Raw genomic sequence first — 19,005 nt, forward strand, 5'->3', positions numbered from 1 at the left:
AGCCGCGGCGCGGCCCGCGCTGGCACCGCGCCCCATCCTCCATCGCGGCGATAAATCCAGGGCGTGCGTGCACTGCAGCAAAGTGCCGCCTTCGCACCTAAAATCCCTGCATGCTTCAGCAACGTACTCTCAAGGCGCTCACCCGTGCGGTGGGCGTGGGCCTGCACAGCGGCCAACGCGTGGAGCTCACCCTGCGCCCCGCGCAGCCTGACACCGGCATCGTGTTCCGCCGTGTGGACCTGCCCGAACCGGTGGACATTCCGATCTCGGCCCTGGCCGTCACCGACACGCGCATGGCCTCGACGATCTCTGCGGGCGGCGCCAAGGTGCACACCGTCGAGCACCTGATGTCGGCCTGCGCGGGCCTGGGCCTGGACAACCTGTACGTGGACATCACCGCCGAAGAGGTTCCCATCCTCGATGGCTCGTCGGCGTCGTTCGTCTTCCTGCTGCAAAGCGCCGGCATCGCGCTGCAGAACGCCCCCAAGAAATTTATCCGGGTCAAGCGCCCGGTGCAGATCCGCCAGGGCGAGGGGGCATCCGCGAAATGGGCGCGGCTCGACCCTTACCACGGCTTCAAGCTGCGCTTCGAGATCGACTTTTCCCACCCCGCGGTGGACTCGACCGGCCAGTGCGTCGAGTTTGACCTGGGGCAGGGCAACTACAGCCGCGACATCGCGCGCGCGCGCACCTTCGGCTTCACGCGCGACGTCGAGATGATGCGCGCCAGCGGGCTCGCCCTGGGCGGTGGCCTCGACAACGCCATCGTCATGGACGACTACAAGGTGCTCAATGCCGACGGCTTGCGCTATGACGACGAATTCGTCAAGCACAAGATCCTCGACGCGATGGGCGATCTCTACCTCATCGGCAAGCCGCTGTTGGCCGCCTACAGCGCGTTTCGTTCGGGTCATGCGCTCAACAACCTGCTGCTGCGCGAGCTGCTCGCCCAGCCCGACGCCTGGGAACTGGTGAGCTTCGACAACGAGCGCCTGGCCCCCCCGGGCTTTGCCCAGCCGGCGCGCGCCTGGTAAGCGCACAGGGCCCGCTGCCATGCTGCTGTTCCGCTGGGCCGTCCTGCTGCTGTTGCTCGCGGCGGCGGTGTGCTTTGCGTTCTATGCCGGCACCGGCCAGCCGCGCTACAAGCGCCTGGGTTTTGTCGTCCTCAAGTGGACGCTGATCGCCGCCTTTGTCTTCTTTGCGGTGCTGATCGCCGAGCGCGTTCTCTGACGCGGGCGCGCTCTGCATAGCCCTATACTCGCGGCTGCTCCGGGGTGTGCTGACGCACTGAGATGGGGGCGGTCTGAAGTCCAGACTGGCCCGCGAACCCGACGAACTTGATCCGGTTGATACCGGCGTAAGAAGAGCCGATCTTTCTGTCCTGCTACTTTTGACGGCAGGCGGACCTTGCCCCTGGCGCTGCCACCGGGGGGGCGAGCACAGGTCCACTCCGGAGCACATCCCTGCCATCCACCGGAGACCGACCATGAACGCCACCGACCCCCTTGCCCTCGAGACATTCGCCCGCTTGCTGGAGGATGCCCGTGCGCCCTTTCCGGCCTCGCGCAAGGCCTACGTGCCCGGCCAGCTGCACGCCGACCTGCGCGTTCCCGTGCGCGACATCCTGCTGACCAACGGCGAGCAGGTCAGCGTCTACGACACGTCGGGCCCTTACACCGACCCCGATGTCGCCATCGACGTGCGGCGCGGCCTGGCCAGCGTGCGCGGCGCCTGGATCGCAGCGCGGGGCGACGTCGAGCGCTACGCAGGCCGCGCGCCCGCGGCGATCGATGATGGCCAAAGGAGCGAGGACGCCGCGCGCCTGGCGCAGCTGCGCGCCGAGGCCGCCGCACTGCAGCGCCAGCCCCTGCGCGCGCGCAGCGGCGCCAACGTCACGCAGATGCACTACGCGAAGAAAGGCATCGTCACGCCCGAGATGGAATACGTGGCGATCCGCGAGAACGGCAAGCGCGAGTGGATGGCGCAGTACATGGCGGACGCCGGCCGCGAGCAGCGCCTGATGGGCAACCCGATGGGCGCGAGCATCCCCCAGATCATCACGCCCGAATTCGTGCGCGACGAAGTGGCGCGCGGGCGCGCCATCATTCCAGCCAACATCAACCACCCCGAGGTCGAGCCCATGGCCATCGGGCGCAACTTCAAGGTCAAGATCAACGCCAACATCGGCAATTCGGCCGTCACGTCCAGCATCGAGGAAGAGGTCGAGAAGCTGGTCTGGGCGATCCGCTGGGGCGCAGACAACGTGATGGACCTGTCCACCGGCAAGGCCATCCACACCACGCGCGACTGGATCGTGCGCAATGCGCCCGTGCCGATCGGCACCGTGCCGATCTACCAGGCGCTCGAAAAGGTGGGCGGCGTGGCCGAGGACCTGACCTGGGCCATCTTCCGAGACACGCTGGTCGAGCAGGCGGAGCAGGGCGTGGACTACTTCACCATCCACGCCGGCGTGCGCCTGGCTTACATCCAGCTCACGGCGCAGCGGCGCACCGGCATCGTCTCGCGCGGCGGCTCGATCATGGCCAAGTGGTGCATGGCGCACCACCGCGAGAGCTTTCTGTACGAGCATTTTGAGGACATCTGCGACATCATGAAGGCGTACGACGTGAGCTTCTCGCTGGGCGACGGACTGCGGCCGGGCTGCGCGAGCGACGCCAACGACGCGGCGCAGTTTGCCGAACTGCACACGCTGGGCGAGCTCACGCAGACCGCCTGGAAGCACGACGTGCAGACCATGATCGAAGGCCCGGGACACGTGCCCATGCACATGATCCAGGCCAACATGACCGAGCAGCTCAACACCTGCCACGGGGCGCCGTTCTACACCCTGGGCCCGCTGACCATCGACATCGCCCCCGGCTACGACCACATCGCCAGCGCCATCGGCGCGGCCATGATCGGCTGGATGGGTACGGCCATGCTGTGCTACGTGACTCCCAAAGAGCACCTGGGCCTGCCCGACCGCGACGACGTCAAGCAGGGCATCATTGCCTACAAGATCGCCGCGCACGCGGCCGACGTGGCCAAGGGCCACCCTGGCGCGCGCGCGCGCGACGATGCGCTCAGCCAGGCGCGCTTCGACTTCCGCTGGGAAGACCAGTTCAACCTGGGCCTGGACCCCGACACCGCCCGCGCATTCCACGACGAGACCCTGCCCAAGGATGCCTCGAAGGTGGCGCACTTCTGTTCGATGTGCGGCCCCAAGTTCTGCTCCATGAAGATCACGCAGGAGGTGCGCGAATTCGCCGCACGGGGCCTGCAGGAAAAAGCGGTGGAATTCCGCGGCACGGGCGGTGAGTTGTACGTGCCGATCCAGCCCGTGGCCTGATGTCAGGCCGCGTGCCGCTGCGCCAGCCGCAGCGGCGCGCGCGGGGCTGCCGTCTGTGGCGCCGTGCCGGGTGCGGTTTGGTCCACCGGGCCGGGCGCATCCTGGCCCGGCAGCACGAACCGGCTGATCAGGGCCGCCAACTCCTGGGCCTGGCTGCGCAGGCTGGCGGATGCGGCGGCCGATTCCTCGACCAGTGACGCGTTCTCCTGCGTCATCTGGTCGAGCCGGGATACGGCAGTGTTGATCTGCGCGATCTCGTGGTTCTGCACGGCGGTGGCCGAGGTGATTTCGCCCATGCGGCGTGCCGCGTCCTGCACGGCACCGACGATGCGCTCCATGGTGCTGCCCGCCACGCCCGCCAGGCTGGCGCCGGCCTCGGCGCGTTCGACCGATGCGGTGATCAGTGCCTTGATTTCTTGCGCCGCCGCCGCCGAGCGCGTGGCCAGGCTGCGCACCTCGGCCGCGACCACGGCGAAGCCCCGCCCCTGTACGCCGGCGCGCGCGGCCTCGACCGCGGCATTGAGCGCCAGGATGTTGGTCTGAAAGGCGATGGAGTCGATCACGCCGATGATGTCCACGATCTTGCGCGAGGACTGGTGGATGCCTTCCATGGTGCCCACCACCTGGGCCACCACGCTGCCGCCCTCTTGCGCCACCACGGTCGCGGCGTTGGCCATGGCCTGCGCATGGTGGGCCGATTCGGCCGACTGCACGACATGGTGGGTCAGCTGCTCCAGCGCGGCAGCGGTCTGCTGCAGGCTGGTGGCTGTCTCTTCGGTGCGGCCCGACAGTTCGCTGTTGCCGCTGGCGATGTCCGAGGCGGCCGCACTGATGTTCTGCGCCGAGCCCCGCACCTGCCGCACCAGCGCACGCAAGGCGTGCTGCATCACCTCCAGAGACCCCAGCATGCGGCCGGCCTCGTCGCGCCCATGGCCTGCAATGTCGTGGCGCAGGTCCAGGCTGGCCACGCGGTCGGCGGTGGTGCCAGCCAGAGCGATCGGGCGGGTGATGCTGCGCACTAGCCACAGCGCGAGCAGCGTGCCCAGCGCCAGCGCCAGGGCGCTGAAGGCGATCAGCACCAGCCGGGCCACTTCGCCCAGCCTGGCGACCTCGCGCGCACGCGCATCGATGGCATCGCGCTGTGCCTGCGTCAGCGTGCCCAGCGCCGACAGCAGCGCGTTCGACGACGGCAGGAAATGTTCGGCATAGACCTTGCGGATGCGCTCGGTCAGGCCCGAGTCGCGCGCCGCCACCAGCGCGGAGCGGGCCACCGCGAAATCCTTGCCGGCGGTGCGGATGCCTGCGAGGAGCTGCTGGTGCTCGGCCGCCTGCAGCCTGTCGGCCAAGGCGCTGAGCCGCCCGTCATAGAGCTGCTGCGTCGCGGCAATGTCCGCGCCCAGGGTATCGCCCACCTCGGGCTCTGAACTCAAGGCGATGGCCTTGTAGCGCTCCGAATTGATGGCCTGGTAGCGGTAGGCATCGGCCACCAGCCGCTCGGCCGCGACGCTGTGCTCCACCATGTGCTGCGTGGAGCGCTGGATGCGCTGCAGCGACCAGATGCCAAAGGCCGAGCCCAGCAGCGCGAGCGCCATGGTCGCGAAGAAGACGGCCAGCAATCTGCTGGCCAGCGAGCCGCGCGAAGCGGTGGCAGGGGAGGGAACGGAGGGGGTGGACGAAAGCATAGGAGAAGGAAGGGGTGCTGCCCGCGCGAGCGGCCAGTGCCGCGCGCAAGACATGTACCTGGGGCCAGCGGCCCCGAGCCCTGTGGACTGTGCCGGTTGTTTGTGACAATTTGCTGTCAATCCCTGGGCAATGCGCGTGCCGTGAACACTGACTCCATGCCGGTGAATACCCTGCGGCTGCTCAAGCGGAAGACGCATACAGTTACTTTTCGTTCGCGCCGTGGGGCGCCAGGACATGGATGCGCGCGCTTCCCGCATGTCGGCGCTGATCGGCGGCGCGCTGCTGCTGGCGCTGGCGGTGCTGGTTGCACTCACCTTGTTCAGCGTGCGCTCCATCACGCGTTCGCTGTCGCAGGCGCGCGACCTGGCCGAGCGCATTGCCGGCGGCGACCTGTCCCAAGAGGTGCGGGCGACGAACCACGACGAGGTTGGCCAGCTGGTGATGGCCATGGAGCGCATGCAGGACGCGCTGCGCACGCTGGTGCGCCAGGTGCAGGACGCCGCGGGCAACATTGCCGCGTCCAGCGGCCAGGTTGCCACCGGCAACCAGGACCTGGGCCAGCGCACCGAGCAGACCGCCGCCAACCTGCAGGAGGCCGCCTCGTCGATGGAGCTGCTCACCGGCACCGTGCGCCACAACGCCGAGTCATCGCACCATGCGCGCGACTTCGCCACCTCGGCCGCCACCGTGGCCGAGCGCGGCGGCAGCGTGGTCGCCCAGGTGGTGACGACCATGGAGCAGATCACTGCCAGCTCGCGCCACATCGGCGACATCACGGGCGTGATCGACTCGATCGCCTTCCAGACCAACATCCTGGCGCTCAACGCGGCCGTCGAGGCCGCGCGCGCGGGCGAACAGGGCCGCGGCTTCGCCGTGGTGGCCAGCGAAGTGCGCAGCCTCGCGCAGCGCTCGGCCGAGGCCGCGCGGGAGATCAAGGCACTGATCGGCACCTCGGTCGGCCGGGTGAAAGACGGCGCCCGCTTGGTGGGCGAGGCCGGGCAGACCATGGGCGAGATCGTGAGCAGCGTGCGCCGCGTCTCGGGCATCATCGGCGAGATCACCGCCTCGGCGGCCGAGCAGAGCGAGAGCATCGACCAGATCGGCCAGTCGGTGCGCCAGCTCGACCAGATGACGCAGCAAAATGCCGCGCTCGTCGAAGAGTCCACCGCCGCCTCCGCATCGCTGCGCGAGCAGGCCGGCCAGCTCACACGGGCCGTGGGCCAGTTCAAGCTCGATGGCGGCAGCGCCGCCGCGCCGCAGGGCGGCCCACGCGCGGCGCCTGTCGCCGCCGGGCTACGCGCCTGGGCGTGGCCGCCGCCGCGCTGCGTTGATTTCGAGCGTTTTAAGGCTCCAGCGCTTGCCCATCAAGCGCTGGTAGCTCTTGATTTCGTAGCGAATGAGCGGGCCGCGCACAGCGCAGGCCCCGGGCGGGACACCGCAAAGCAAAGCGTGTCAGCGCCAGGCCGGCGGCAGGCCGCGCGGCGCAGTGGCCAGGGGCTGTTGCAGCCGCCACCCGGCCGCCTCCGCCGTGTCGTGCAGGTTGCGTCCGTCCAGCGTGTAGTGGATCTCGGTGCCCTGCGGCGCATCCAGTGCGGGCAGCAGCGCTCGCAGCACCGAGAGCGCAGCCGCCAGGTCGTGCACAAGGATGTCGATGCGCAGGTACACCACGTCGCGCGAGCCGTCCAAGTGGCGCTCGCCCAGCGAATCGCCCCAGCCCACCACCAGGCCCAGGCCCTGCGCGCGCAAGGCCTCGTCCATCTGCTCCTCGCGCAGGTGCAGAGGGTCGGCCTCGTGCCGTCCCACCGGGATTTTGACGAACACGAATCCCGGCGCTGCGCTGGGCGGAGGGGCGGCAGGGGGAGGGTGGGCCATGGCAGGCCATTCTAGGAACAAGCGGGCCGGTGCGCTGGCCCCTTTGCGCGCGCAGCGCGCGCGCCGTCAGTAACTGCGCCCGCCCTTGTACATCGCGTGCTGGCGCCGCTGCAGCGTTCCCGCCTCGGCCAGCCGCGCCATGGCGGCGCCCGCGTGCGCGTGGGTGATGGCCATGCCCAGCGCGTCGGCCGCGTCGGTGCCCGGCAGGCCGGGCAGCTGCAGCAGGCGGCGCACCATCTCCTGCACCTGGCTCTTGGCCGCACGCCCGTGGCCGACGACCGCCTTCTTCATCTGCAAGGCCGTGTATTCGGCCACCGGCAGGTCGCTGGCCACCAGCGCCGTGATGCAGGCGCCGCGCGCCTGGCCCAGCAGCAGCGTCGACTGTGGGTTGACGTTGACGAAAATGATCTCGACCGTGGCCACGGTCGGCTGGTAGCGTGCCGCCACCTCGCTGATGCCGTCGAACAGCACCTTCAGCCGCCCCGGCAGGTCGCCCAGCGCGAGCTGCGTGGTGCGGATGGTGCCGCTGGCCACATAGCTGAGCGCGTGCCCCTCTACGTCTATCACGCCAAAGCCGGTCGTTTGCAGGCCGGGGTCGATGCCAAGGATTCGCATAACTGTGAAAAATGGAGCTGTCAGTGCTTGTCTGGTAAGCGCTGAGCGCCTTTTTGATTATGGACCAGCGCACCAGCGCACTGGAGGCGGGCTTGCGCTTCCGCACAGGCCTGAACGAACCAGGCGTGCGCTGAGACCGCACGCCGCGGGGATTTGCAGCGGGCACAAGAAAAAACCCGCCGAAGCGGGTCCTTGTTGCAGCGCTGGGCTTAAGCCTTGCGCTGGCGCAATGCGGCAATGCCAGCGAGCCCCAGTCCCAGCAATGCCAGCGCGCCCGGTTCAGGCACCGGGTTGGGCGCGGCGGCGGTGAACACATAGTTGAACGCGCCGCCGCCCTGTGTGGCCTTGTCGCCGCCCACATAGGCGGAAAGATCTCCGCCCTGGTTGTAGCCGCTCTTGCCCACATCGATGAAGAAATTCTCGGCCAACGCGTTGCCGCCACCAAACTTGTTGGTGGTCGGCAGATGGGAAGTGTCTCCGAATCCGTCGTACCAGGCCAGGTGATTCACGAAGGAATCAACGGTTGAAATGGCGTATTGGTATCCATTTGCGAGGGAGCCGAAGACCAATTCGGCGGCTTGCAAAGCCGTGTAGTTGAGAGGGGTGTTCTTCCAGAAAGGTCCGGACCCCACGTCGTAGCTGCCGATGTAGGTCCAACCGACATTGTCCGAATCCAGGTAAGTGTTACCGACCACCGGGGCCGCTTGAGCCCCCACGGCGAGCAGCGAAAAACCAAGAACCAAGGGCGAGAGAAAACGGTGCATTGACATCTCCTAGTTGAGGTCTCAAAAAGAAGCATTTTGTGTGCCAAGGTTACAAATCAATGGCTTACGTAACTATACGTCACGAAGTGTCAAAAATATCGACGCTTATAGAACCTGCGGGGCGTTCTTTCGCGCCATGCCATCGCGCGTGCACTACCGCTTTGCTGCGCCGTTGGCCGTGGCAGTCACGGCAGCTCCGCCCCGCCCATGCGCCGCAGGATGGCCCGGGTGCGGCCGCTCAGGTAGGCGGAGCCGGGCATCTTTTCGAAGCGCTTGGGCGCGGGCAGCATCACGGCCAGGCGGGCGGCCTCGGCAGGGGCCAGGCGGGCGGCGCTTTTGCGGAAGTAGTGCTGCGCGGCAGCCTCGGCGCCGAACACGCCGGCGCCCCATTCGACGTTGTTGAGGTAGATCTCCAGGATGCGCTGCTTGGTGAGGAATTGCTCCAGCAGCAGCGTGAGCACGAACTCCTGGCCCTTGCGCAGCAGCGTGCGCTCGCCCGACAGCAGCAGGTTCTTGGCCAGCTGCTGCGTGATGGTGGAGCCGCCCCGGATCTTGGGCGCGCGCACGGGCCGCGCGGCGGCGGCCGGGGCGCGCGGCTTGGCGGGGCGCGCGGCTTCCTGGCGCGCGGCCTGGGCCTCGGCAAGGGCGTTGCGCTCCCAGGCCTTTTCGATGGCGTTCCAGTCCACGCCGTCGTGGTTGACGAAGCTGTCGTCTTCCGCGGTGATGACGGCGCGCTTGAGGTGGTCGGAGATCTGCGTATACGGCACCCACTGCTGGCGCCAGCGCACCGTGCCTGTGTCGGCCCATTGCACCCAGGCCTCGGAGCGCTGGAAGCCGGTGGATTCGGGGGCGATCGCGGCCATGGCGGCGATGCGCAGGGCGAAGAACAACTGCAGCGCCAGCAGCGCCAGCAACACCAGGCCTATCCAGCGCAGCAGCGGCTTCATGGGGCAGTGGCGCTTCAGTGCGCGTGGGTGCCGGAGGCGAGGGCGGGCTGCGCCATCAGCGCGCGCAGTTCAGCGAGTACCGCGGCGCTGGGCGGGCGCACGCCGCGCCAGATCGCAAAGGCCTCGGCGGCCTGTTCCACCAGCATGCCCAGGCCGTCGCGCGGCTGGGCGCCGTGCGCGCGGGCCCAGTCCAGGAAGCCCTGGGCGGCCGGGCCGTACATCATGTCGTAGGCCAGGGCGCCCGGGCGCAGCACGCTGGCGGGGACGGGGACCGCATCGCCTGCGAGGCTGCTGGCGCTGGCGTTGATGACGATGTCAAAGGTCCCGTTTGGGGTCAAATTGCCCTCTAACGCTTGCGGGGTATGCGCTGACAGCTCTGTTTTGTGTAGCGCAGCCAGGGGCGCGTGCGACTGCACCAGCGCCTGCGCGCGCGCCAGGGTGCGGTTCGCCACGGCGACGCGGCGCGGCCCGGCGGCCAGCAGCGGCCCGAGCGCACCTGCGGCCGCACCGCCCGCGCCGACCAGCAGCACGTCGCGCCCGGCCAAGGCAAAGCCGGCGTTGTGCGCGACGTCGGCCACCAGGCCCAGGCCATCGGTGTTGTCGGCGTAGATTTCGCCGTCGGCAAAGCGCAGGGTGTTGGCGGCGCCGGCCAGCTGCACGCGCTCGCTGCGCTGGGTGGCCAACTGAGCGGCTTCGAGCTTGAACGGCACCGTGATGTTGCAGCCGCGCCCTCCGGCGGCGGCGAATTCGGCCAGCGCCTGCGCAAAGCCGTCCAGCGGCACCAGGCGGCGCTCGTAGCGCAGCGCCTGGCCCGTGAGTGCGGCAAAGCGCGCGTGGATCCAGGGCGAGCGGCTGTGTTCGACCGGATGGCCCATGACGCAGTAAAGATCGGGCGGGGGGGCGCTGGCGTTCATCGCACGCTGGTCTCCAGGGTTTGCTCGCGCGTGAACTTGAAGCGCGAGACCACGGCAATCTGGTCGGCCTTGCGGCGCATCTCGGCATTGAAGGCGCCGAACGGGCCCGCCGCGCGCGCAATGGCCTCGGCACGGCTGTCGAGCAGGGGCGTGCCCGAGCCCTGCACGATTTCGGTGGCGAGCACGCGCCCATCGTGGTTGACGGTGACGATCATGGTCAGCTCGCCGTATAGCTTTCTGCCCCCCAGCTCGGGGAAGTTCTCGGTGCCCTTGTCTTCGACCTTGCGTCGCAGCGCGTCGTAGTAAACCGCGTACACCTCCTCGCGCGTGGCGGGGCTGATATAGCGCTTCTTGGGGCGCGCGTTCTCTTCGTGGATGCGGCGTTCGATCTCGGCCAGCAGCTTGACGAGCTGGCGGCGCTTTTCTTCCTGGGCGGCCTTGGCGGGGTCGGGGCTGGGCTTGCGCGGGTCGGGGGCGGGCAGGGCGGCAATCTGCTTGCGCAACTGGGCGAGCAGCTGGGTTTGCTGTTCCTGCAGTGTGTCGAGCTTGCGCTGGGCCTCCTCGAAATCGTTGCCGATGTGGGTGAGGGCCGAATAGGGCAGCGGGCTGGTGGCGCGGCCCTGGGCAGCGTCGCCGCCGCCGGCCAGCGCCGCCTGCGCGATGGCCTGCGCCTTGTCGGGGCGCTCGCTGGACTTGGCGTTGACCAGGATCACTTCGAGCGGCGTGTCCTGGAACACGCGGTTGAAGCCCTCCGGATCGACGAAGCGCACCGACAGCACGGCGGCGTGCAGCAGCGCCGACACCAGCAGGGTCAGCTGCAGCGTGCTGAGCTTGCGAAGGAAGGCGGCCCGTGTCACGGCGCAGGGGGATCGGCGCTCGCCGCGGCGTCGCTTTCGCTCACATCGACGGCAATGGCGATCGGGCCGGCCACGGCCTCTTCGTCGTCGGCATCGTCCACCGGGCCATCGTCGCTGGCGTCGGCGGGGTCGTCCAGGCGTTCCAGGACGGTGCCGTGCAGGTCGAGCGTGATGTCGTCGATCTCGCCGAGCCGCACGCGCAGGCGCGCACCGCGCGGCAGGTGCTGCGCGCCCAGCACCGGGAACACCAGCGGCAGCTCGTCGGCGCGCACCAGGAAGCTGCCGCCCGGGCCTTCCTTGAACACCGTCGCCGTGAGTTCGGTGATGCGGTTTTGCGCCAGGTACTGGAGCGTCCAGAAGCGCTCCATGCCGGCCTGGTAGCCGTTGTAGGCGCTGTAGGCGGCGTCAAAGCTGCTGATGATCGAGAACAGGTCGGCGTCCTTGGGCTTGAACGGCGCGGCCAGCGCGGCGGTCTTGCCGTGGCGCGCGCAGGCAATGATCTGCCACTGGTTGACCAGGTCGGTGTAGCGGCGCAGCGGCGAGGTCGCCCAGGCGTAGCTCTTGACGCCGATGCCGGCGTGCGGCAGCGCCTTGGTGCCCATGCGCACCTTCACGCCCGGCGCCAGGCTCGCCTGGCTGCGGTAGATGCCGGGCACGCCGAGATCGGCCATCCAGCTGCCCCAGGTGCTGTTGGCGACGATGGCGGCTTCGGCCACGATCAGGTCGAGCGGCGCGCCGCGCTTGCGCGTGCCGATCTGCACCTGCTCCGTGCCATCGGGCTCGGCGCCGTCGTTGCCGACCAGGCGGAAGCTGTAGTCGGGGCGGTTGAAGGCTTCGGGCTTGCCGCGCACCACCTCGCGCTGGGCCTTCAAGCTCTTGGCAAAGCGGTGCAAAAATGAGAGCTGCTCGCGCAGTTCCAGCAAGGGCTGGGGCGTATTTTCAGTGTGAATCGAGGGGTCGACCAGCCATTCTTCGGTGACGATGTGGTCGAGCTGGTCGTGGCGCAGGTTGACGCTGACGGGCACGCGCTCGAGCTTGGTTTCGGTGCCGGTGACGGCCAGCGTGGCCTCGTCGATGGTCACGTACAGCGACACGGCCGGGTTGGCGCGGCCTGCGTCGAGCGTGTAGATCTGCACCACCTCGTCGGGCAGCATGGTGATCTTGTAGCCGGGCATGTAGACCGTGGACAGGCGCTGGCGCCCGAGCTGGTCGAGCGCGTCGCCCGGTGCCATTGCCAGGCCCGGCGCGGCGATGTGGATGCCCAGCACCACGGTGCCGCTGCCCAGGCCTTGCAGCGACAGCGCGTCGTCGATCTCGGTGGTGGCCGAGTCATCGATGGAGTACGCCTGCACCGGCGCCAGCGGCAGGTCGGCGGGCGGCTGGGGCGCGGCCAGCGGCGGGAAGTCCGTGCCCTTGGGGAAGTTGTCGAACAAGAAGCGCTTCCAGTGGAACTGGTAGCTCGAATCGATGGCGCCGGCCTTTTGCAGCAGCGGGAGCGGCGCGGTGTGCGTGGCGCGGCTGGCCTCGACCACGGCCTTGTACTCGGGCGCGTTCTTGTCGGGGCGGAACAGAATCTTGTAGAGCTGCTCGCGGATCGGCTGCGGACAGTCGCCCTGGGCCAGGGACTGGGCCCACTCGGCGATCTGGGCCAGCACGCGCTTTTTCTTCTCGATGGCGGCCAGCGCCTGCTGCAGGATCTCGGCCGGGGCCTTCTTGAAGCGGCCCTTGCCGGCGCGGCGGAAGTAGTGCGGCGCCTCGTAGAGCGCGAACAGCGCGCCCGCCTGCTGGGCCAGCGTGGCGTGGTCCGAGAAATAGTCGCGCGCCAGGTCGGCAAAGCCGAACTCGTCCTCGGAGGCGAATTCCCAGGCCAGGTCGAGTTCGATGGTCTGCGCCACGGCCTGCGCCTGCGCCACGAGTTCGGCGGGCGCGGGTTTTTCGAATTTCAGCAGGATGTGGGCGGACTTGACCTTGACCCGTTTGCCCGAATCGAGCTCGATCTGGGCCGAAGTGTCGGCCTCCGAGAGGATGCGGCCGGCCAGGAACTTGCCGGATTCTTCAAACAATGCGTGCATGGACAAGATTGTCCCATGGCCGCTGGGGCGCGAAAGCCGCCGGCGGTTGTCACGTTTTCACGCCAGCCCGCATCTAACGGAAAAAGGCCGGAAGAAGCCGGCACGCCGCACCCCAACGCGGCACAGGCGCCGCCCCGGATGCGCTGTGCCGAATCCCTTGTGTGCCCTTGTGCAGGAGAAAACCATGACGCTCCCTCCATTTTTCGTCCCTTCCCAGGCCGTGCGCACCCTGCGCCTGGCCGCGCCCCTGGGCTTGGTAGCGGCAGTGGCCGTGGCCTGTGGCGGCGGCGGTGGCAGTGGCGGTGGCAGTGGCGGTGGCGGTGGCAGTGGCGGTGATTCGTCTTCCGGTGTCCCGGACCCGGCCCAGGCGGCGCTGGTCGAGCAGGGAAAACAGATCTTCCGCTTCGACACCTTTGGCGACGAGGTGCAATGGACCGACACCCTGAAGATGCACGAGGTCATCAGCGCTGCGGTCGACCCGGTGACGGCACTGTCCGTGGGGCTCAAGGTCGATGCCGAGGCGCTGCCGGCGGCCGTGGTGGCGGGCATCCAGGACGGCAGCGTCGACCTCAAGAGCCCGGCCACCACCGTGGCGCTGCTCAAGCTCAACGCGGTCGTCGGCGTCCAGGGCGTGGTGGAAACGGTCAACGGCGTGGACCGGCTCATGCGGGTGGGCATCACCTGCGCGCTGTGCCATTCGACGGTCGACAACTCGTTCGCGAAAGGCATCGGCAAGCGCCTGGACGGCTGGCCCAACCGCGACCTCAACCCGGGAGCGATCATCGCCCTGTCGCCGGCGCTGGACGCGGCGGTGAAGGCCACCCTCAACAGCTGGGGGCCTGGCAAGTTCGACCCCCGCAACAACGTGGACGGCCTGAGCAAGCCGGTCGTGATTCCGCCCGCCTATGGGCTGGCCGGCATCCACCGCATCACTTTCACGGGCGACGGCGAGGACATCGCCTACTGGAACCGCTACGTGGCCGTGGCCGAGATGGGCGGGCTGGGCACGGTGGTCGAGCCGCGCCTGAACCTGCGCATCACCCACGGCACCGAGGACCGGGTCTCGGCCCAGCTGCCCGCCCTGCAGGCGTACCAGCTGTCGCTGGGCGCGCCGCCCGCGCCGGCGGGGAGTTTCGACCCGGCCGCCGCGGCGCGCGGTCGCATGGTGTTCGAAGGCGCAGGCAAGTGCGTGGCCTGCCACAGCGGGGGCAGCTTCACGGACGCCAATGCCCGGCTGCACCCGCCGGGCGATTCGATGGCGGAGCCCGAAAGCCCGAGCTACGTCTCCCGTTCGGCGACCAAGATGTACCGCACGTCGCCGCTCAAAGGCGTCTGGCAGCACGCCCCCTATTTCCACGACGGCTCGGCCGCCACGCTCGAGGAGGTGGCGCAGACCTACAACACCCGGCAGGCCCTCGGTCTCAGCGCCCAGGATGTGGCCGACCTGGCGCAGTACCTGAAGTCGCTGTAGCCGGGCGCCGCGGGACCGGCACGCCGTGGCGCGGGCGGGACGGCGGCGCTCAAGCGCTGGCCGGAGCCAGCTGCAGGAACTGCGCCACCCGCGCGATGTGTTCGGCAAAGTCGCTCAGCGCATGGTCCCCGCCTTCGAGCAGCAGCAACTGCGCCTGCGGGTAGCGCGCGACCATCTCGCGCCAGTCCAGCAGTTCGTCGCCCTTGGCCACCACCGCCAGTTGCGGCCCGGTGGCGGCCTGGTCGCGCACGTCGAGGGCACGCAGCTCGCCGATGAAGGCCGGGTCGAAGTAGAAGCGCTCGGCCGGGTCGTGCCAGGCCGTCTGGTCGCCGATGTGGCGCGCGAGGTCGCGCGCGGGGTCCACCGCGGGGTTCAGCAGCACCGAAGGGCAGCCCGTTTGCTGTGCCACCCAGCTGGCGTAGAAACCGCCCAGGGACGAGCCGACCACGGCCATGTGGGCGTGCGGCCAGCCAGCGATGCCCGCGCTCACGAGGTCCATGGCCGCACGCGGCGAGGGCGGCAGATGCGGGCACCAGAACTGCACGCCCGGGTGGTGCCGGGCCACATGCGCGGCCATCAGCCGGGCCTTGGCCGATTGGGGGGAGGAGCGAAAGCCGTGGAGGTAGAGCAGATGGGTGGTGGCCATGGCCGGGAATCATAGGCGGCCCGATAATCGCTGCCATGTCCGACGCTTTTGCCAAGCCTTCCGCGCTCCAGCGCATCCTGCCCCTGTTCCGCTGGTTCGATGGGCCGCTGCTGGCCGTGGTGCTGGCCTTGGCGGCCGCGGGCCTGCTGGCCATGTACTCGTCGGGCTTTGACCATGGCACGCGCTTTGTCGACCATGGCCGCAACATGCTGATTGCCGCGGCGCTGATGTTTGCCGTGGCGCAGGTGCCGCCCCAGCGCATCATGGCCATGGCCGTGCCTTTGTATGTCGCGGGCTTGGCGCTGCTGGCGGCGGTGGCACTGTTTGGCATCACCAAGAAGGGCGCGCAGCGCTGGATCGACGTCGGCGTGGTGGTCCAGCCCAGCGAGCTGCTCAAGATCTCCATGCCGCTGATGCTGGCCTGGTGGTTCCAGAAGCGCGAGGGGCACCTGCGCCCGTTCGACTTTGCCGTGGCTGTGGCGCTGCTGGTGGTGCCGGTGGGGCTGATCATGAAGCAGCCCGACCTGGGCACCTCGCTGCTGGTGCTGGCGGCGGGGCTGTCGGTGATCTTTTTTGCCGGCCTGCCGTGGAAGCTGGTGGTGCCGCCGGTGGTGCTGGGCGCCGTGGCCGTGGTGCTGGTGGTGATGTTCGAACCGCAGCTGTGTGCCGACGGGGTGCGCTGGTCGGTGCTGCGCGACTACCAGCAGCAGCGCATCTGCACCCTGCTCGATCCCACGCGCGATCCGCTGGGCAAGGGCTTTCATATCATCCAGGGCATGATCGCCATCGGCTCGGGCGGCGTGTTTGGCAAGGGCTTCATGGCCGGCACGCAAACCCACCTGGAGTTCATCCCCGAGCGCACCACCGACTTCATCTTTGCCGCATTTTCGGAAGAGTTCGGCCTGGCCGGCAACCTGTTTTTGATCGTGTGCTTCGTGCTCCTGGTCTGGCGCGGCCTGGCGATCGCGGCCGGGGCGACCACGCTGTTCAGCCGCCTCATGGCGGGCGCTGTGTCCATGATCTTCTTCACCTATGCCTTTGTGAACATGGGCATGGTCAGCGGCATGCTGCCGGTGGTGGGCGTGCCGCTGCCCTTCATCAGCTATGGCGGCACGGCCATGGTCACGCTGGGGCTGGCGCTGGGCGTGCTGATGTCGATTGCGCGCACGCAGCGCCAGCCCGCCCAGCCGCCGCCGCCGGTGCTGTGACCGGCCAGGCGCCGCGGTTGGACGTCGGAGGCCCTTGCGGGTACAAAGCACGGGCCAACCGTGCTTTGGCATCACCTGGAGGTTACCCATGGCGGCAAAGTTCGAGCTCAAGAAGTCCAAGAACGACAAGTTTGTCTTCAACCTCCTGGCCACCAATGGCCAGGTCATCCTGACGAGCGAGATGTACGAGTCCCGGGCAAGGGCCCTGGGGGGCGTGGAGTCGGTCCGCAAGAACGCGCCCGACGATGCGCGCTATGGCCGCCTGAGTGCGAAGGATGGCTCGCCCTATTTCACTCTCAAGGCCGCCAACGGGCAGGTGGTCGGCCAGAGCCAGATGTATTCGGGCGAGAGGGCGCGCGATGCGGGCATCGAATCGGTCAAGCACCATGCGCCCGCTGCGGTGCTCAACGACACCACCGCCTGAGATCGTGGAACCGTCCTCGGCCGGGCAGCCGGGGCGGCCTGCGTGCCGCGCGGGATTTCAGTGCGCCCCTAAAATGGCCCGATGACCTCCCGCTCTTCCTCTGGCGCGCCGCAGCGCGCACCCACCACCCAGCGCATCGACATCGCCCGCCAGTTGCTGCTGACGCCGTTCGGGCTGGACGAAAGCCACCTGGCGCGTGCGCTGACAGACATCCGCGCCCACCAGGTGGACGACGCCGACCTTTACTTCCAGTACACGCGCAGCGAAGGCTGGAGCCTCGAAGAGGGCATCGTCAAGACCGGCTCGTTTTCCATCGACCAGGGCGTGGGCGTGCGCGCCGTGAGCGGCGAGAAGACGGCTTTTGCCTATTCCGACGACATCTCCGAGGCCTCGCTGCTCGATGCGGCCCGCACGGTGCGCTCGATTTCGGCCACAGCGCAGAAAGGGCGGGTACGGGTAGCGGGCAAAAAGGTAGCGCCCAGCCGCAGCCTCTACCCCGGCGTGGACCCGATCTCCACGCTCGACAGCACGGCCAAGGTGGCGCTGTTGGGGAGGGTGGAGCAGCTCGCCCGCGCGAAGGACCCGCGCGTGGCGCAGGTCATGGCCGGCCTGGCCAGCGAATACGACGTGGTGCTGGTGGCGCGTGCCGACGGCACGCTGGCGGCCGATGTGCGCCCGCTGGTGCGCCTGTCGGTCACGGTGATCGCCGAGCAGGGCGGGCGCCGCGAGGTCGGCTCGGCCGGCGGTGGCGGACGCTTTGGACTGGCGTATTTTGACGACGCGCAGATCGCGCAGTACGTCGATGAGGCCGTCAATGCCGCCCTGGTCAACCTCGAATCGCGCCCGGCACCGGCCGGCGAGATGACCGTGGTGCTGGGCCCGGGCTGGCCCGGCGTGCTGCTGCACGAGGCCGTGGGCCATGGGCTGGAGGGCGACTTCAACCGCAAGGGTTCGAGCGCGTTCAGCGGCCGCATCGGCCAGCGCGTGGCGGCCAAGGGGGTGACGGTGCTCGACGACGGCACCATCGCCGATCGGCGCGGCTCGCTCAACGTGGACGACGAGGGCCATGCCAGCCAGCGCAATGTGCTGATCGAGGACGGGATCTTGAAGGGCTACATCCAGGACTCGATGAACGCCCGCCTGATGGGCGTGGCGCCCACCGGCAACGGCCGGCGCGAGAGCTATGCGCACATCCCCATGCCGCGCATGACCAACACCTACATGCTGGGTGGCGACAAGGACCCGCAGGAGATCATCGCCAGCATCAAGAAGGGCCTGTACGCCACCAATTTCGGCGGCGGCCAGGTCGACATCACCTCGGGCAAGTTCGTGTTCTCGGCCAGCGAAGCGTACTGGGTCGAAAACGGCAAGATCCTCTACCCGGTCAAGGGCGCCACCATCGTCGGCAGCGGCCCGGAGTCGCTCAAGAAGATCAGCATGATCGGCAACGACATGCGCCTGGACAGCGGTGTCGGCACCTGCGGCAAGGAAGGCCAGAGCGTGCCCGTGGGCGTGGGCCAGCCCACGCTGCGCATCGACGCCCTGACCGTGGGCGGCACCGCCTGAGCGCAGGGCGCTGCGGGCCTGCGGCGCTGCGTTGCGGCCATGACCGTGTTGCGTTCCGGCCCCAGCCTGCAGTCGTGGGACGGCATCAGCCAATGGCTGCGCCATGGCCCCGCGGATGAGGAGACGCATCCGCTGCGTGAGAGCGTGGGCGCGCTGGCCGAGCGCGTCGATGCGGCCGTGCGGGCGCGCCGTGCGCGCCGCGACCCCGCCGCCATCAGCCGCGCCGCCCTGGCGCTCGCCCAGGGTGTGCAGCAGCACCAGCTGTTTCTCACGGGGCTGGGGTCGGCCTGGCACGCGATGCACGCACTGGGCGCCTACCAAAGCGCGCTGCGCGAACTGCTGGATGCGGTCCAGGCCTGGCAACAGGCGTTGGACCGCCGCAGCCGCCGCGAGGGCGCGCGGTTCGATCGCATGGAACTGCTGGCCTGGCGCACGCTGGGCGAGGGCTTGCTGCTGATCGACATGTACGGGCAGGGCGCGGGGCCCGTGAGCGAGGTGCCCGCAGCGTCACCGGTGCGCACGCCGTCGGCCTGGACGCGGCTGCGTGGGTGGTGGAGGCGGGGCCAGCGCCCGCGCCGCTGAACACCTGACGCGGCCAATTTGCAGCTCCTGCACTG

At 68.9% G+C, this 19,005-nt stretch carries 16 protein-coding genes, 1 pseudogene and 1 riboswitch; of the genes and pseudogenes, 9 read left to right on the forward strand and 8 right to left on the reverse strand.

Annotation, left to right across the window (positions count from 1 at the left end):
* Positions 1-110 precede the first annotated feature (110 nt).
* The 3 genes from lpxC to thiC all read left to right on the forward strand — a co-directional run bounded on the left by lpxC (position 111) and on the right by thiC (position 3,349).
* Positions 111-1,034 (forward strand): UDP-3-O-acyl-N-acetylglucosamine deacetylase, encoded by a 924-nt coding sequence (lpxC, locus tag B2J89_RS04465; protein WP_169168025.1) that lies wholly within the window; start codon positions 111-113, stop codon positions 1,032-1,034.
* Between the two features lie 19 nt (positions 1,035-1,053).
* The gene (locus B2J89_RS04470) at positions 1,054-1,230 is read left to right on the forward strand and encodes a hypothetical protein (RefSeq protein WP_169168026.1); all 177 of its coding nucleotides are present in this window, start codon (positions 1,054-1,056) and stop codon (positions 1,228-1,230) included.
* Positions 1,231-1,260: 30 nt separating this feature from the next.
* Positions 1,261-1,381: riboswitch (TPP riboswitch) on the forward strand.
* A 105-nt stretch (positions 1,382-1,486) separates the two neighbouring features.
* The gene (thiC, locus tag B2J89_RS04475; protein ID WP_169168027.1) at positions 1,487-3,349 is read left to right on the forward strand and encodes a phosphomethylpyrimidine synthase ThiC; all 1,863 of its coding nucleotides are present in this window, start codon (positions 1,487-1,489) and stop codon (positions 3,347-3,349) included.
* Positions 3,350-3,351: 2 nt separating this feature from the next.
* Here the strand turns inward: thiC and B2J89_RS04480 are convergent, their stop codons facing one another.
* On the reverse strand, positions 3,352-5,031 hold the full coding sequence (locus B2J89_RS04480) for a methyl-accepting chemotaxis protein (RefSeq protein WP_169168028.1): 1,680 nt from the start codon (positions 5,029-5,031) through the stop codon (positions 3,352-3,354).
* 226 nt (positions 5,032-5,257) lie between these two features.
* Between B2J89_RS04480 and B2J89_RS23185 the strand changes: the two are divergent.
* Positions 5,258-6,331: pseudogene (locus tag B2J89_RS23185) on the forward strand (methyl-accepting chemotaxis protein); the annotation flags it as partial.
* Positions 6,332-6,970: 639 nt separating this feature from the next.
* Here B2J89_RS23185 and ruvC read toward each other — a convergent pair.
* The 6 genes from ruvC to B2J89_RS04515 all read right to left on the reverse strand — a co-directional run bounded on the left by ruvC (position 6,971) and on the right by B2J89_RS04515 (position 13,073).
* Positions 6,971-7,519, reverse strand: coding sequence for a crossover junction endodeoxyribonuclease RuvC (gene ruvC / locus B2J89_RS04490; protein WP_169168029.1), 549 nt, complete (start codon positions 7,517-7,519; stop codon positions 6,971-6,973).
* Positions 7,520-7,728: 209 nt separating this feature from the next.
* Positions 7,729-8,283, reverse strand: coding sequence for a PEP-CTERM sorting domain-containing protein (locus B2J89_RS04495; RefSeq protein WP_205763696.1), 555 nt, complete (start codon positions 8,281-8,283; stop codon positions 7,729-7,731).
* A gap of 185 nt (positions 8,284-8,468) precedes the next feature.
* A complete protein-coding gene (locus B2J89_RS04500) occupies positions 8,469-9,230 on the reverse strand; it encodes a transglycosylase domain-containing protein (RefSeq protein WP_169168031.1) in 762 nt (253 codons plus the stop codon).
* 14 nt (positions 9,231-9,244) lie between these two features.
* Entirely contained in the window at positions 9,245-10,144 is a 900-nt protein-coding gene (aroE, locus tag B2J89_RS04505) for a shikimate dehydrogenase (protein WP_169168032.1), read from the reverse strand.
* Positions 10,141-11,001 carry a TonB family protein gene (locus B2J89_RS04510; protein ID WP_169168033.1) on the reverse strand — a complete coding sequence of 287 codons (861 nt, stop codon included), beginning with the start codon at positions 10,999-11,001 and terminating at the stop codon, positions 10,141-10,143. The genes aroE and B2J89_RS04510 overlap by 4 nt, the downstream gene beginning before the upstream one ends.
* Positions 10,998-13,073, reverse strand: a complete 2,076-nt coding sequence (locus B2J89_RS04515; RefSeq protein ID WP_169168034.1) for a ribonuclease catalytic domain-containing protein — start codon at positions 13,071-13,073, stop codon at positions 10,998-11,000. The genes B2J89_RS04510 and B2J89_RS04515 overlap by 4 nt, the downstream gene beginning before the upstream one ends.
* 184 nt (positions 13,074-13,257) lie before the next feature.
* Here B2J89_RS04515 and B2J89_RS04520 point away from each other — a divergent pair, with 184 nt between their 5' ends.
* Positions 13,258-14,544: a c-type cytochrome gene (locus B2J89_RS04520; protein ID WP_169168035.1), complete on the forward strand. Its 1,287-nt coding sequence runs from the start codon at positions 13,258-13,260 to the stop codon at positions 14,542-14,544.
* Between the two features lie 49 nt (positions 14,545-14,593).
* On the opposite strand, the gene B2J89_RS04525 is transcribed toward B2J89_RS04520, so the two are convergent.
* The gene (locus tag B2J89_RS04525; protein ID WP_169168036.1) at positions 14,594-15,190 is read right to left on the reverse strand and encodes a YqiA/YcfP family alpha/beta fold hydrolase; all 597 of its coding nucleotides are present in this window, start codon (positions 15,188-15,190) and stop codon (positions 14,594-14,596) included.
* Between the two features lie 35 nt (positions 15,191-15,225).
* On the opposite strand from B2J89_RS04525, the gene rodA reads away from it, so the two are divergent.
* The 4 genes from rodA (at position 15,226) to B2J89_RS04545 (ending at position 18,970) form a co-directional block, all read left to right on the forward strand.
* Entirely contained in the window at positions 15,226-16,398 is a 1,173-nt protein-coding gene (gene rodA / locus B2J89_RS04530; protein WP_169168037.1) for a rod shape-determining protein RodA, read from the forward strand.
* 88 nt (positions 16,399-16,486) lie between these two features.
* Entirely contained in the window at positions 16,487-16,822 is a 336-nt protein-coding gene (locus tag B2J89_RS04535) for a YegP family protein (RefSeq protein WP_169168038.1), read from the forward strand.
* A gap of 81 nt (positions 16,823-16,903) precedes the next feature.
* Positions 16,904-18,388: a metalloprotease TldD gene (tldD, locus tag B2J89_RS04540; RefSeq protein ID WP_169168039.1), complete on the forward strand. Its 1,485-nt coding sequence runs from the start codon at positions 16,904-16,906 to the stop codon at positions 18,386-18,388.
* Positions 18,389-18,427: 39 nt separating this feature from the next.
* Positions 18,428-18,970, forward strand: a complete 543-nt coding sequence (locus B2J89_RS04545; protein ID WP_169168040.1) for a hypothetical protein — start codon at positions 18,428-18,430, stop codon at positions 18,968-18,970.
* Positions 18,971-19,005: the final 35 nt, after the last annotated feature.

The organism is Acidovorax sp. SRB_24 (genome assembly GCF_012931925.1).

Excerpts from the sequence above, each read along its gene's own strand:
- B2J89_RS04525 (WP_169168036.1), bottom strand. The coding sequence starts at position 15,190 with ATGGCCACCACCCATCTGCTCTACCTCCACGGCTTTCGCTCCTCCCCC.
- B2J89_RS04520 (WP_169168035.1), top strand. The coding sequence starts at position 13,258 with ATGACGCTCCCTCCATTTTTCGTCCCTTCCCAGGCCGTGCGCACCCTG.
- B2J89_RS04545 (WP_169168040.1), top strand. The coding sequence starts at position 18,428 with ATGACCGTGTTGCGTTCCGGCCCCAGCCTGCAGTCGTGGGACGGCATC.
- lpxC (WP_169168025.1), top strand. The coding sequence starts at position 111 with ATGCTTCAGCAACGTACTCTCAAGGCGCTCACCCGTGCGGTGGGCGTG.
- rodA (WP_169168037.1), top strand. The coding sequence starts at position 15,226 with ATGTCCGACGCTTTTGCCAAGCCTTCCGCGCTCCAGCGCATCCTGCCC.
- ruvC (WP_169168029.1), bottom strand. The coding sequence starts at position 7,519 with ATGCGAATCCTTGGCATCGACCCCGGCCTGCAAACGACCGGCTTTGGC.
- B2J89_RS04535 (WP_169168038.1), top strand. The coding sequence starts at position 16,487 with ATGGCGGCAAAGTTCGAGCTCAAGAAGTCCAAGAACGACAAGTTTGTC.
- thiC (WP_169168027.1), top strand. The coding sequence starts at position 1,487 with ATGAACGCCACCGACCCCCTTGCCCTCGAGACATTCGCCCGCTTGCTG.
- B2J89_RS04515 (WP_169168034.1), bottom strand. The coding sequence starts at position 13,073 with ATGCACGCATTGTTTGAAGAATCCGGCAAGTTCCTGGCCGGCCGCATC.
- B2J89_RS04470 (WP_169168026.1), top strand. The coding sequence starts at position 1,054 with ATGCTGCTGTTCCGCTGGGCCGTCCTGCTGCTGTTGCTCGCGGCGGCG.
- aroE (WP_169168032.1), bottom strand. The coding sequence starts at position 10,144 with ATGAACGCCAGCGCCCCCCCGCCCGATCTTTACTGCGTCATGGGCCAT.
- B2J89_RS04495 (WP_205763696.1), bottom strand. The coding sequence starts at position 8,283 with ATGCACCGTTTTCTCTCGCCCTTGGTTCTTGGTTTTTCGCTGCTCGCC.
- tldD (WP_169168039.1), top strand. The coding sequence starts at position 16,904 with ATGACCTCCCGCTCTTCCTCTGGCGCGCCGCAGCGCGCACCCACCACC.
- B2J89_RS04500 (WP_169168031.1), bottom strand. The coding sequence starts at position 9,230 with ATGAAGCCGCTGCTGCGCTGGATAGGCCTGGTGTTGCTGGCGCTGCTG.
- B2J89_RS04480 (WP_169168028.1), bottom strand. The coding sequence starts at position 5,031 with ATGCTTTCGTCCACCCCCTCCGTTCCCTCCCCTGCCACCGCTTCGCGC.